Annotated in this window: 9 protein-coding genes; 4 read left to right on the top strand and 5 right to left on the bottom strand. The window is 66.0% G+C overall.

Going from position 1 to position 12,502, the window contains the following annotated elements:
* Together ACGTNF_RS04300 and ACGTNF_RS04295 are read left to right on the top strand one after the other, a co-directional pair.
* On the top strand, positions 1–2,535 hold a 2,535-nt coding region (locus ACGTNF_RS04300), incomplete at its 5' end, for a beta strand repeat-containing protein (RefSeq protein ID WP_394600583.1).
* Positions 2,536–2,629: 94 nt separating this feature from the next.
* Positions 2,630–2,962, top strand: a complete 333-nt coding sequence (locus tag ACGTNF_RS04295; protein WP_394600582.1) for a tryptophan synthase subunit beta like protein — start codon at positions 2,630–2,632, stop codon at positions 2,960–2,962.
* A gap of 84 nt (positions 2,963–3,046) precedes the next feature.
* Here the strand turns inward: ACGTNF_RS04295 and ACGTNF_RS04290 are convergent, their stop codons facing one another.
* The 5 genes from ACGTNF_RS04290 to ACGTNF_RS04270 all read right to left on the bottom strand — a co-directional run bounded on the left by ACGTNF_RS04290 (position 3,047) and on the right by ACGTNF_RS04270 (position 9,101).
* Complete coding sequence (locus tag ACGTNF_RS04290) at positions 3,047–4,963, bottom strand: EAL domain-containing protein (protein WP_394600581.1); 1,917 nt, start codon at positions 4,961–4,963, stop codon at positions 3,047–3,049.
* A gap of 3 nt (positions 4,964–4,966) precedes the next feature.
* Positions 4,967–5,683: a transglutaminase-like cysteine peptidase gene (locus tag ACGTNF_RS04285; RefSeq protein WP_394600580.1), complete on the bottom strand. Its 717-nt coding sequence runs from the start codon at positions 5,681–5,683 to the stop codon at positions 4,967–4,969.
* Positions 5,684–5,757: 74 nt separating this feature from the next.
* The gene (locus tag ACGTNF_RS04280) at positions 5,758–6,924 is read right to left on the bottom strand and encodes a cation diffusion facilitator family transporter (protein WP_394600579.1); all 1,167 of its coding nucleotides are present in this window, start codon (positions 6,922–6,924) and stop codon (positions 5,758–5,760) included.
* Between the two features lie 63 nt (positions 6,925–6,987).
* Entirely contained in the window at positions 6,988–8,142 is a 1,155-nt protein-coding gene (locus tag ACGTNF_RS04275) for a 1-acyl-sn-glycerol-3-phosphate acyltransferase (protein WP_016856474.1), read from the bottom strand.
* 26 nt (positions 8,143–8,168) lie between these two features.
* Positions 8,169–9,101, bottom strand: coding sequence for a recombination-associated protein RdgC (locus tag ACGTNF_RS04270; RefSeq protein ID WP_016856473.1), 933 nt, complete (start codon positions 9,099–9,101; stop codon positions 8,169–8,171).
* 159 nt (positions 9,102–9,260) lie between these two features.
* Here ACGTNF_RS04270 and ACGTNF_RS04265 point away from each other — a divergent pair, with 159 nt between their 5' ends.
* Both ACGTNF_RS04265 and gyrA read left to right on the top strand, forming a co-directional pair.
* Entirely contained in the window at positions 9,261–9,680 is a 420-nt protein-coding gene (locus ACGTNF_RS04265) for an acyl-CoA thioesterase (RefSeq protein WP_394600578.1), read from the top strand.
* 108 nt (positions 9,681–9,788) lie between these two features.
* Positions 9,789–12,491 carry a DNA gyrase subunit A gene (gyrA, locus tag ACGTNF_RS04260; protein ID WP_394600577.1) on the top strand — a complete coding sequence of 901 codons (2,703 nt, stop codon included), beginning with the start codon at positions 9,789–9,791 and terminating at the stop codon, positions 12,489–12,491.
* Positions 12,492–12,502: the final 11 nt, after the last annotated feature.

Below are 12,502 nucleotides of genomic sequence, written 5' to 3'. Positions count from 1 at the left end.
ACCTACACCATCACCGACGCCGACGGCGACACCAGCACCGCCACGGTGTCCCTCACCGTGGAGGCCGACAGCGAGCCGCAGCTCCAGATCGACACGGATCCGGATGCCGAGGGCGTTCAAGCCGGGCCCGACAGCGTGTCCGAGGCTGGCCTGAGCGGCGGCTCCTCGGATCCCAACGATGCCAGCGAGACCACCGACGGCACCTTTGCCATCGACGCCGGCAATGACAGCCTGGCGGCCACCGACGGCCTGGTCATCGTCGACAAGGACGGGACGGGCATCGACGTCACCGGCGGGGGCACGGTGCAGGGCAACTACGGCACCCTCACGGTCACCCTGGCGGGCGGCGTCTACAGCTACAGCTACACGCTGGACGCGGCCATCGACCACGCTGATGGGGCGCCCGACAGCGAGAGCTTCGCCGTCACCGTCACCGACCAGGACGGCGATAAGGCCCACGACACGCTGACCATCGATATCGCCGACGACGAGCCCATCGCCATGGACGATACCGACGCCAGCATCGCCGAGGACACCACCACGGCGCTGACTGGTAACGTGCTCACCAACGACACCCTGGGTGCCGACCGGCCCGCGGGCGTGGCCTTCGACAACCCCCAGGCCAGCTATGGCACCTTCATCGATAGCGGCGACGGCACTTGGAGCTACGCGCTCGACAACAGTAATCCCGCCGTGCAGGCGCTGGGCGAGGGCGATAGCCTCACCGAGACCTTCACCTACACGCTGACCGATGCCGACGGCGACGAGAGCCCGGCCAGCCTGACCATCACCATCAGCGGCGCCGATGACAGAGCCGCCGTGGTGACTGCCGCGGCCACCGGACCGGACGGCACCGTCTATGAAGCCGGTCTGACCCCCGACGGCAGCGATGCGGGCAGTGGCAGTGAGACCACCACAGGCAGCTTCACGATCTCGGCCAGTGATGGCATTCAGAACGTCGTGATCGGTGGTACCACCTTCACGCTGGCCCAGGTGCAGGCCTTTGATGGCGCGCAGACGGTGAATACCGGTGAAGGCACGCTGTCCCTGGACGGTTACAGCGGCGACAGCTTCGGTGGCACCATCAGTTACACCTACACGCTGAACGCCACGATCGACAACGACAGCAAGTCCGTGACCGGCGATGATCTCGTCACGCTGGAGCACTTCGACGACAGCATCGCGATTCAGGTCAATGGCGTGGGCGGCACCACGGCCAGCGATGACCTGGTGATTCGCGCGATCGACGATGCACCAGTGCCGAGCGTTACCAATGCCGTGAGTCTGAATGAAATCGGCGTCACCGTTAACGGAAATCTCGCCGATATTGGTGCAGATTATCCTGGTAGCGTAACCCTTTCTGGCACTCCGCCGGCAGGGCTTACTTCTGGCGGCAAGGAGATCAGTTACCAGGTATCTTCCGGTGGGGCGTTACTTACCGCGACGGCTGGTGGACAGGTCGTGTTCACGTTGACAGCGCAGCAGGATGGTACCTACATCTTCGAGCAGTTACAGGCTTTGGACTTGGCTGTTCTCAATTCTGACCTTCAGAGCTCAGTGGGAGCCAGTGGGCCACAGCCTGCTTACTATATTTACGAAGATGCCACCTTTGGCTCTGACGCGACCGGTAACTGGTCGGTCAAGATAACAGGAAATGGCAACGTCAACCCCAGTACGCAGGGCATGGGTATCGACAACAACTTATTCCAGACGAGTGAAGTGATGAGGCTGGAATTTGACGACGAGGGGGCCAGTGGTGCGCAAAATCTGGCCTATGTCGCCAAAATCGGCATGAATGGACTGACTGGGAGCGAGTCTGTTTCCTATACCGCCTACTTCACCGATGGTACGAGTAGCACAGGTGTTGCCACGTCCAGCTCACTGGTGGATGGCAGCCTGTTCATTACTGCCCCGTCGGGTGCTTACCTGGATTATGTGGATCTGGCGGCCGGTACGAAAACCTCTTTGAGGGTTACATCGGTTTCGACCTTCTCGCTAGATGAGGGGGAGCCTAAGACTTTGGAGTTTGGCTATACCGCTACGGACGCGGACGGCGACAATGTGTCCGGTTCCTTAGACATTACGGTTCAGAATAGCGATCTCCTGAGTATTGATGCGGGAGATAACGTGCTTGTGGGAGGAGCCGGCTCGCAGGTGCTCAGTGGTGGTGTCGGAGATGACACCCTTACCGGTGGCCTCGGGGCCGATGTCTTCGCCTGGAATCTCGGTGATGAAGGCAGCTCTTCGACGCCCGCCGAGGATACGGTCACCGATTTCACGACGGGCACCTTCGGCACCGATGCCAACGCGGACAAGCTGGACCTGTCGGACCTGATGGCCGGTATGCAGGATGGCGAAGACCTGTCCAGCTATATTCAGTCGACCGACGACGGCACCAATACGACGCTGCATATCAGTACTTCGGGAGATATGACCTCGGGCGACGTCAGTGCTGCGGACCAGATCATCCAACTGCAGAATGTGGTGACATCCGTGTCGGACCTTCAGAACAACGGCCAGCTCGATATCGAGTGAGTTGCGTTTCACCATGGCGCCCGGCTCACGCCGGGCGCTTTTCTTGGTCCCGTGCCTGCTAATATGCGGTCAGTGACCCAGAGGAGAGCGAATCATGTACGTCCAGCGAGACGAGGGTGGGCATATCCAGCTGGTGAGTCGCGAGGAAACGCCGCACTGCACCGAGTTCCTGCCGGCCGATTCGCCGGAGCTGCTGGCGTTTCTGTCGGAGGGTGAGTCCGGCAAGTCGCGTTTCCAGGCGTCGGATCTGGCCTTCGTGCGGGTGCTGGAGGACGTGATCGAGCTGCTGATGGACAAGGGGCTCATTCGCTTCACCGAGCTGCCCGAGGCGGCCCAGCAGAAGGTCATGGAGCGACAGTCGCTGCGTCGCCGGCTCAATGGCCTGCATCTGGTGTCGGATCGCGAGGGTGGCGATGACGTGATCTGAGCGCCTGCGCCGGCATGCTGAAGAATGTCTCAACGAACCCCGCCGGCCTCGTGGCCGGCGGGGTTCGTTGGGGCGTGGGAACGGCTAGAAGCCGGTCTTGTCATTGTGGCGAATGCCTGGGCCGGTCACCCCGTCGAGCCCTACCTCGAAGAGCGTGCCGGCCTGGTCGTGAGTCTCGACGCCCTCGGCGATGGCCAGGGTGCCGAGCGAGTGACAGAGCGTCGCCATGCCGCGCAGGATCGTCTGCTGTTCATGGCTGTCCGAGATGCCCTGTGTCAGCGAGCTGTCGAGCTTGAGATAGGCCAGGCCAAGGTCGTGAAGGTTGGAGATACGCGCGAACTCGGCGCCGACGTGTTCGAGCCCCACCCGGCAGCCCAGAGGCTGAAGCGCCTTGCACAGGCTGCGGAAGTGCTCGAGATCCTGAATGGCCAGATTGCCGGGGATTTCGACCCACAGCCGACGGGCGGCCTCGGGGCGGGCGCTCAGGCGCGCGCGAAGCTCCAGGGCGAAGTGGGCATCGCGCATCGAGTCGCCCGAGAGGTTGATGCCGACCGGCTGCTGACGCTGGGTGATGTCCTGCAGGGCGGCATCGACGACGGCCAGGTCGAGCTGTGTCGTCATCCCCAGCCGTGAGACCCAGGGGATGAACACGCCGGCGGAGTGCCACTGCTGCTTCAGGCGCAGCCGTGAGGGGCACTCGAAGTGCAGCAGCTTGCCGTCGCGGTCCAGCACCGGGTAGTGGGCCAGAGACACTCCTTCCCTGAGGGCGCCCTGGAGCGCCTCTCGCCACTCGGCATGGTTCTTGAAGAGGCTGGCGGACCGCTCGCCGTCGATGATGGCGATATCGTGCTGGCCGTTGGATTCGGTCATCGACAGGGCGCCGTCGAGGCCGGCCAGCAGCGTGCCGCGATTGTCGCCCTGGGCATAGTGACAGATCGCGCCAGGCAGCAGGAGCGAGGCGTCACTAGCCTCCGTCAGGGTCTTGAGGCGAGTGTTCAGCTTCTGCTGAGCGAAGGTCAGATCGTCGAGCCCGGGCAGCAGCAGGACGAAGTCGCTGCCGTTGAGGCGCCCGACCAGGCCACTGCCGTGGTCCTGGGCCAGCTGCTCCAGCGCGACCACGAGCTCCTTCAGCAGGCCATCCGCGCCGGAATGGCCGAGTCGTTCATTGACATCAGCCAGGTGGCTGACGCGGATCAGCGCCAGGCCGCCGCTGGCCCGGAAGTCATGGCTCTCCAGATGGAGCTGCAGCTGGGCGAGGAAGGCATCGCGGTTCAGGGCATCGGTGATCGCGTCATGCTGCAGGCGGCGACGCAGGACATCGAGCTGCTGGCTTTCGCGCCCGAGCATGTCGCCGACGTCGCGACTCAGCTGGTTCATGGCCTCGACCACGTCACCGAGCTCCTGGGTGCGGGGAACCGGAGAGGTGGTGAATCGGCGCATGCCGATGTTCCGTGCCTGTTCGACGACGCGGTGCAGTGGCCGGCGGATCCCGCGAATCAGCCAGCCGCCCAGCAGCAGGCCGAGGGCGCCGGCCAACGTGAACCAGCCGGTCAACTTCAAGGTGCTGTTCCAGAGCGAGCGATAGGCGTAGCTGTGCTGGCTCTCCACGGACAGGGTGGCGAACTGCTGCCAGCCGTCCTGGATCACCGCCACGCCCGGCGCCACGTTGAAGTCGATCAGATCGACGAACCACGCCGGTACGTCGCCGATGGCCTCGTCGGCCTGGCGGGACTCGATCAGCTCGCCCTCGGGCGTGCGCAGCTCGATGCGCCGATAGTAGCCGGTATCGAACTGGGCGGCGATCAAGAGCTCCAGGGTGACGTCGTCCTTGGGCATCTGGGTCATGGTCAGCGCCAGGGCATTGGCGTTGTCGGCGTTCTTGATGCGCACTTCCTGCTCGATGTAGGCACGGCTCGTGCTCACGCCGATGAACAGGCTGGCCCCGAAGGACAGCAGCACGAGGCCCACGATGATTAGCCAGAGCTGCTTGATGAGTGACATGCATTATCCTCCTTGGATGAAGCCCTGCCGCCGCATGCGGTCGATGGCGCTGCGCCAACGCGATAGACGCGCTACCGGATCGGCGCGCGACTGGCCGGAACCTCCGGCCCACAGGCCGCTGCCATTGAAGCTGAACAGCGGGTCGAGATCGGTGCGTAGGCTGGCCGGCGTGATCGACGTCACCAGGTTGTCCAGGACCTGGGGTTCCGCGCCGGGGGAGGCATAATAGCCGAGCACCATGTGTGCCTGGGTGATGTCGCTGCGGCCGATACGGGCCTTGACGTAGATCAGTCGCAGCTGTGGCTCGGGCACCTCCAGCTCGCGCAGCGACACGTACTTGGCGATGGTGAAATCCTCGCAGTCACCGGCGCCGCGCCCCAGTGTTTCCAGCGGCGTGGCCCAGTAGTCTTCCTGCTCCCATACGCTGGGATCTTCCAGCCAGCGCACCCGACGGTTGACGAAGTCGTTGACCCCTCGCAGCTGCGCGTCGACGGCGGCACCTCTCAGCTCGTCCAGCATCGCCAGCCACTCTTCCAGCACCGAAACGCCGCCCTCACCATATTGTTGCCGCATGCTGTCGCGCAGGCGTGTGCGGTCGATGCGTGCCTGCGAGTCGGCGGTATGCAGCCCCAAGGCGCCGGCCGCCAGCAGGCCGCCAAGCATCGCCAGGCAGCGTCGGCGGCCGGGAGATGCCGGGCCGTGGCGAGAGGGGTTGGACATGTCGTCCCGCTAATGAATGAAGATGAGTCAAATCTTAGGCGGGAGGCGGCGCTAATGCGAGAGCCCGAGGGCGCTCAGCCGCGCCCCGGTCCCTGCCAGAGTCTCAGCCGACCCAGCCAGTCGAGGCCCTTTGCGGCGCGGCGCAGTTCGGCGGCGGCAGCGTCCAGGTCGACGGTCGCGGGGAGAGTCTCCAGGTAGAGTGACACATCGATGCGGTCATCCAGATAGTGCAGGTCCAGGTCGACGCGTGCCCGCCAGGTCGGCGAGGCGCCCCAGGCATGGTCCAGCAGGGTCTCGACGTCGTCGCGCAGGGGCAGGCCAGGGCGCAGGCTGTGCTCGGTCTGCCCCTCGTCGTCCTCGGGATCGACATGGAAGGTGATATCGGCCAGCTGCGGCATGGCCTCGCGCAGTCGGCGGCTGACGGCATTGCCGATCTCGTGGGCCTCGGACACGGTGACTCGCGGCGGCACCACGATATGCAGGTCGAGCAAAGCATCGCCGGCAATGCGACGGGTGCGCAGCTCGTGAACGCCGCGCACGCCCGGCACCGTCTCGGCGGTGCGCTTCAGCAGCGCCTGCTCGTCCTCCGGCAGCGCCGTGTCGATCAGTTCCTGGCTGGATTCCCACAGCAGGCGGCCGCCGATCCGGCCGACCATCACGCCGACGATGATCGCCGCGACGGCATCCATCCAGGCGAAACCCAGCTGGGTCGCGACCAGGCCGACCAGCACCACCAGGGTGGAGAGGGCATCGGAGCGTGAGTGCCAGGCGTTGGCCTCGAGCAGGCGCGAGCCGATGCGCCGGGCGGCCCGCATCGTGTAGTGATAGATGGCTTCCTTGGCGAGCAGAGACACGACGGCGATGGCGATCGCCCAGCCGCCGGGTGCGGGAACCGCTTCGCCGCCGATCAGTCGCCCCAGGCTGGCCCAGGCGATGGCACCGGCGACGAAGATCAGCACGCCGCCGAGCCACAGCGTGGCCAGCGTCTCGATGCGCCCATGGCCGTAGGGGTGGCCGCGATCGGGGGCCTGGCGGCCGAAGTGGGTGGCCGCGACCACGAAGAGGTCGGTGAGGATGTCGGAGAAGGAGTGGATGCCGTCGGCGACCAGCGCCGCCGAGCCCACCACCAGGCCGGCGATGAGCTTGGCCATGCCGACCAGCAAGTCCACCACCGCGCCGACCAGCGTGACCTTGTGGGCTTCCCGGGCCTGACTGGCTCGTTGTTCGTGGCTCGGCGTCATCCTGGCTCTCCCGTCAGCGGTGGGGCGACACTCCCTGTCGCCTCACAGCATACGACAGTCGGCCTAGATGCTGCCGTGAACGTTGCGTACCGGGTTGGCGTACTGGGCCAGCCACCAGCCGCGCAGCTCGGCCGGCACCTCGGCGAGGCGGGCCTTGAAGCGGGCGCGGTCGGCGTCGGTGACCTCGCTCAGGTCCAGCAGTTCCGGCGCGTCACCCAGGGCCTCGAGGGCCAGATAGTGGCTGGGGAACAGGTGGTAGCCGCCGAGCACCTGACGATCGATCTCCGCGGCCACCGCGTCGGGGCTGTCGAAGTCCGCCGAGAGCGGGGTGCCGAAACGCAGGTGGACACGGCCCTTCTGACCGGTGATGCCGGCCACGATGGAGCGGATGTCCTCGAACTCGCTCTTGTCGTAGCCGCCGCTGGTGTGCACGGCGTGCAGTTCGCGGGCCTTCTGGACGTCGCAGGGATCGTACTCGTAGCTGATCGATACCGGCACCACGCGCAGCTCGGCGATGGCCTCGCCGATGCCGGCATCGCGGTCGACGGTGCGTCGCGCCATGCTCAGCATCTTGACGATCGCCGGGTCGGTGCCGTCGATGCCGTCCTTGGCCCGGCCCTCGCGCTGGGCCATCCAGATCGAGTGGTTGTCACCGGTGATCGAGTGGCGGATATAGGCCGAGAGCTTCTGATAGGCGGCCAGCATGGCGCGCTTGCCGCGCGCGCTGCGCGGCACGATGAAGCTCTTGTTGAGCCGCATCAGGTCGGTGACATAGGGCTTCTGCAGCAGGTTGTCGCCGATGGCGATGCGTACCGTGTTGCGGTCCGCCAGATAGAGGGCGTAGTTGACGAACGCCGGGTCCAGCGAGATATCGCGGTGGTTGCCGATGAACAGATAGGCCGTGTCGGGTTCCAGCTGCTCGAGGCCATCGACGCGGAAGTCGGTGGTCGAGTTGCGGAGCATCCGCTGCATGTAGGACGCGATGCGATCCTGGAAGCCACGGATGGAGGTGACGCCGCGCACCTCGCGCCGTACCGCGGCACTGGCGATGGTCCGCGACAGCCGCGGCATCCACTTCGCCAGGCGCGGCAGACGAAAGCGGGTCAGGGCGTCGAGCAGCTCCGGGTCCCGGGCGAGGCGCTCGAGTACCTCGGGCACTTCCTCGTCATGATAGGGCCGGATCTCGGCCCAGGGATCGTTGTCGTGTTGGTCTTGCATGGTCGTCATGAGCGCGGCCGTGTGGGTCAGGCGGAGGGAGTGGCCTGGCCAGCCTGGGCTTCACCGCCCAGCCAGGCCAGCAGGCGCTCGATGCCGTCGGCCAGCGCCTGGGTCATCAGCATGAAATCGGTTTCCAGACGCACCAGGGCGTCGTCGCCGTCGTCGGTCTGGCCGGCCTCGTCGATCAGGGCGTCGTCGAAGCGCAGCGACTTGACCGCCAGGTCGTCGTGGAGCACGAACGTCAGCCGGCCCTCGAGGCCCAGGGCCATCTTGCTGGCCTGGCGACCGCTCTCGAGCAGCTGCTGGATCTCGTCGCTGTCGAGGTCGACCTGGCGGGCCCGCAGCACGCCGTCATCGCCCTTGGCCTTGAGTTCGACCTGGTCGCCGAGCGCCATGTCCTCCGGCCGCGACGCGGCATCGCCGAGCCAGGTGGTCATGGCGCGCATCGGCAGGGTCTGGCTGGCCAGCGGGGTGACCTTGAGGCTGCCCAGGGTCTCGCGCAGCAGGTCGAGCAGTTCCTCGGCGCGCTTGCGGCTGCTGGTGTTGACGGCGATCAGGCCGCGCCGGGTGTCCCACCACAGGTCGACTTTCTGGCTGCGCACGAAGGCGCGCGGCAGCAGTTCCTCGTAGACCTGCTCCTTGAGCGTGAGCTTTTCCTGGCGGCGCAGTTTGCGGCTCTCGGCGACCTCGATCGCCTCGACGCGCTCCTCCAGCTCTTCCTTGACCACCGCGGCCGGCAGCAGGCGTTCCTGGCGCAGGGCGGTGATCAGGCGCTGGCCCTGCAGTTCGTGCAGCAGCTGGGTGCCGGCCCGGCCGGCCGGGGCGCACCAGCCGAGGCGACGGGCTTCACTGCCGCCCAGCGGGCGAAACGCCTGCTCTCCCAGCGCTTCCTCGAGGCGGGCGGCGTCCAGCTCGGGCGCGTCGTGCAGGCGATAGAGATGCAAGTGCTTGAACCACATGAATGAAGCGTATCCTGGGCAATAAAGGAGGCACATTATGGCGAATGGGGAACGGGGGTGCCAGCGCCCGATCGGTCTCGCGTTCAAACTGCTGTTTGAAGGTCGGCGTCGGGGCTGAATAGAATCGGGTTTCGCTCTTCATTCCCCGGGAGATGTCTCATGGATGATCCTCGCTCCATCGTCTCGCTGCGCGTGCGCGGCTACCACCTCGACGGCTATGGCCACGTCAACAATGCCCGCTATCTGGAGTTCCTCGAAGAGGGGCGCTGGAGCTTCTTCGACGAGCGCCCGGCGCTCGGCGAGGTGGTGGGGCGCGGCGAAGTGGCCTTCGTCGTGGTCAATCTCAACATCGACTATCGGCGCGCCGCGTCGGCCGGCGACGAGCTGGAGATCGTCACCGGCCTCGCCGAGCTCGGCAGCCGCAGCGCCCGCATGCGCCAGGAGGTGCGCCGGGCCCGAGACGGCAAGTCGGTGGCCAGCGCCGATATCACCTTCGTGCTGCTGGACGTGGCCACCAACAAGGCGGTGAGCATCAGCGGCGAACTGCGCGAGGCTCTGGCGCCGCTGGTCGTCGCATGACCGCTGCTTTGCGGCGCCCGGAGTGGTATCATGTTCGGCTGAAATGGCGCGCCGTCTCACGGCCAGACGGCGCGCCAACCTCTTGCAGTGCAAAGGATTCGACGACCCATGGGTGACATCGCCAGAGAGATTCTGCCAGTCAACATCGAGGACGAGCTCAAGCAGTCGTACCTCGATTACGCGATGAGCGTGATCATCGGCCGTGCGCTGCCCGACGTGCGCGATGGCTTGAAGCCGGTCCACCGCCGCGTGCTCTACGCCATGCACGAGCTGAGCAACGACTGGAACAAGCCGTACAAGAAGTCGGCGCGCGTCGTCGGCGATGTCATCGGTAAGTACCACCCTCACGGTGACAGCGCCGTCTACGACACCATCGTGCGCATGGCCCAGGACTTCTCCATGCGCCACGTGCTGGTCGACGGCCAGGGCAACTTCGGCTCCATCGACGGCGACAACGCCGCCGCGATGCGTTATACCGAGGTGCGCATGGCCCGGCTCGCCCACGAGCTGATGGCCGACCTCGAGAAGGACACCGTCGACTGGGTCGACAACTACGACGGCACCGAGCGCATCCCCGACGTGCTGCCGACCAAGGTGCCGAACCTGCTGGTCAACGGCTCCTCGGGCATCGCCGTGGGCATGGCGACCAACATCCCGCCGCACAACATGACCGAGGTGATCGACGGCTGCCTGGCGCTGATCGACGATCACACCCTGTCGGTCGACGATCTGATGGAGTACATCCCCGGTCCGGACTTCCCCACCGGCGGCATCATCAACGGCCGTGCCGGCATCCTCGAGGCCTATCGCACCGGCCGCGGGCGCATCTACGTGCGTGCCCGCCACACCATCGAACACGATGACAAGACCGGTCGCGACCACATCATCGTCACCGAGCTGCCCTATCAGGTGAACAAGGCGCGGCTGATCGAGAAGATCGCCGAGCTGGTCAAGGACAAGCGCATCGACGGCATCGCCGAGCTGCGCGACGAGTCCGACAAGGACGGCCTGCGGGTCGTCATCGAGGTCAAGCGCGGCGAGTCCGGGGAGGTGGTGGTCAACAACCTCTTCGCCCAGACCCAGCTGCAGAACGTCTTCGGCATCAACATGGTGGCCCTCGAGGGCGGCGAGCCGCGCACCCACAATCTCAAGCAGGTGCTCGAGGCGTTCATTCGCCACCGCCGCGAGGTGGTGACCCGCCGGACCCTGTTCGAGCTCAAGAAGGCCCGCGAGCGCGGCCATATTCTCGAAGGCCTGACCGTCGCCATCTCCAACATCGACGAGGTGATCGAGCTGATCAAGGCCTCGCCGAACGCCGCCGAGGCCAAGGAGAAGCTGCTCGGCCGCAGCTGGTCGCCGGGGCAGGTGACCGGTATGCTCGAGCGCGCCGGGGCCCACTCCTGCAAGCCCGAGGAGCTGGAAGAAGGCTTCGGCCTCAACGAGGAGGCCACCGAGTATCGCCTCTCGCCGGCCCAGGCCCAGGCCATTCTCGAGCTGCGCCTGCATCGCCTGACCGGCCTCGAGACCGAGAAGCTGCTCGACGAGTACCTGAAGATCCTCGAGCGGATCGCCGAGCTCACCGAGATCCTGGCCAGCGCCGAGCGCCTGCTGGAAGTGATTCGCGAGGAGCTGACCGCCGTGCGTGATCAGTTCGGCGAGCCGCGCCGCACCGAGATTCAGGTCAGCCACCTCGACCTGTCCATCGAGGACCTGATCGCCGAGGAGGACATGGTGGTCACCGTGTCCCGCTCCGGCTACGCCAAGACCCAGCCGCTGTCCGACTATCAGGCCCAGCGCCGCGGCGGCCGCGGCAAGTCCGCCACCTCGATGAAGGACGAGGACGTCATCGAGCACCTGCTGGTGGCCTCGACCCACGATACCGTGCTGCTGTTCTCCAACCGCGGCAAGGTCTACTGGCTCAAGGTCTACGAGATGCCGGCCGCCAGCCGCGGCTCGCGCGGCAAGCCGCTGGTCAATCTGCTGCCGCTGGACGAGGGCGAGTCGATCAACGCCATCCTGCCGGTGCGCGACTACGACCCCGAGTGCTACATCTTCTTCGCCACCGCCAAGGGCACCGTCAAGCGCACCAGCCTGGAGCAGTTCTCCCGGCCGCGCAGCGTGGGCCTGATCGCGATCGAGCTGGAAGAGGACGATCGCCTGGTCGGTGCCGCCATCACCAGCGGTTCGGACCACGCCATGCTGCTGTCGTCCAACGGCAAGGCGATCCGCTTCGAGGAAAGTGACGTGCGTGCCATGGGGCGTACCGCGCGCGGCGTGCGCGGCATGAAGCTGCTGGGGGGTGCCGAGGTGATCAGCCTGATCATCCCGCAGAGCCAGCGGATCGACAGCGAAGGCGAGGACGAGTCGGTCGAGAGCGTCGAGGACGCGGGCGGCAACGGTGGCCAGATCTACATCCTCACCGCCAGCGAGAACGGCTATGGCAAGCGCACTCGCCTCGAGGAATTTCCGCTGCGCGGTCGCGGCGGCCAGGGCGTGATCGCCATGCAGACCAGCGAGCGCAACGGCGCCCTGGTGGCGGCGATGCAGGTCTACGGCGCCGACGAGATGATGCTGATCACCGACCGCGGCACCCTGGTGCGCACTCGTGTCGACGAGGTGTCGATCAGCTCGCGCAACACCCAGGGCGTGATGCTGATTCGCCTGGGCGAGGCCGAAGCGCTGGTCAAGACCGTGCGCATCGACGAGCCCGAGGACGAGGCGACGCCTGCCGAGGGCGAGGAAGAGGGCGTCATTGACGGTCCCGATGCCGAGGCCGGCAGCGAGCCGTCCGCCGAGGACGATGATCAGTAATAGCTAACGGA

Source organism: Halomonas sp. B23F22_10 (genome assembly GCF_043496975.1).
Lineage (GTDB): Bacteria > Pseudomonadota > Gammaproteobacteria > Pseudomonadales > Halomonadaceae > Halomonas > Halomonas smyrnensis.
Note: the sequence above shows the minus strand (reverse complement) of the source record. Positions and strands in the feature narration are given on the sequence as shown.

Excerpts from the sequence above, each read along its gene's own strand:
- gyrA (WP_394600577.1), top strand. The coding sequence starts at position 9,789 with ATGGGTGACATCGCCAGAGAGATTCTGCCAGTCAACATCGAGGACGAG.
- ACGTNF_RS04285 (WP_394600580.1), bottom strand. The coding sequence starts at position 5,683 with ATGTCCAACCCCTCTCGCCACGGCCCGGCATCTCCCGGCCGCCGACGC.
- ACGTNF_RS04280 (WP_394600579.1), bottom strand. The coding sequence starts at position 6,924 with ATGACGCCGAGCCACGAACAACGAGCCAGTCAGGCCCGGGAAGCCCAC.
- ACGTNF_RS04265 (WP_394600578.1), top strand. The coding sequence starts at position 9,261 with ATGGATGATCCTCGCTCCATCGTCTCGCTGCGCGTGCGCGGCTACCAC.
- ACGTNF_RS04275 (WP_016856474.1), bottom strand. The coding sequence starts at position 8,142 with ATGCAAGACCAACACGACAACGATCCCTGGGCCGAGATCCGGCCCTAT.
- ACGTNF_RS04295 (WP_394600582.1), top strand. The coding sequence starts at position 2,630 with ATGTACGTCCAGCGAGACGAGGGTGGGCATATCCAGCTGGTGAGTCGC.
- ACGTNF_RS04270 (WP_016856473.1), bottom strand. The coding sequence starts at position 9,101 with ATGTGGTTCAAGCACTTGCATCTCTATCGCCTGCACGACGCGCCCGAG.
- ACGTNF_RS04290 (WP_394600581.1), bottom strand. The coding sequence starts at position 4,963 with ATGTCACTCATCAAGCAGCTCTGGCTAATCATCGTGGGCCTCGTGCTG.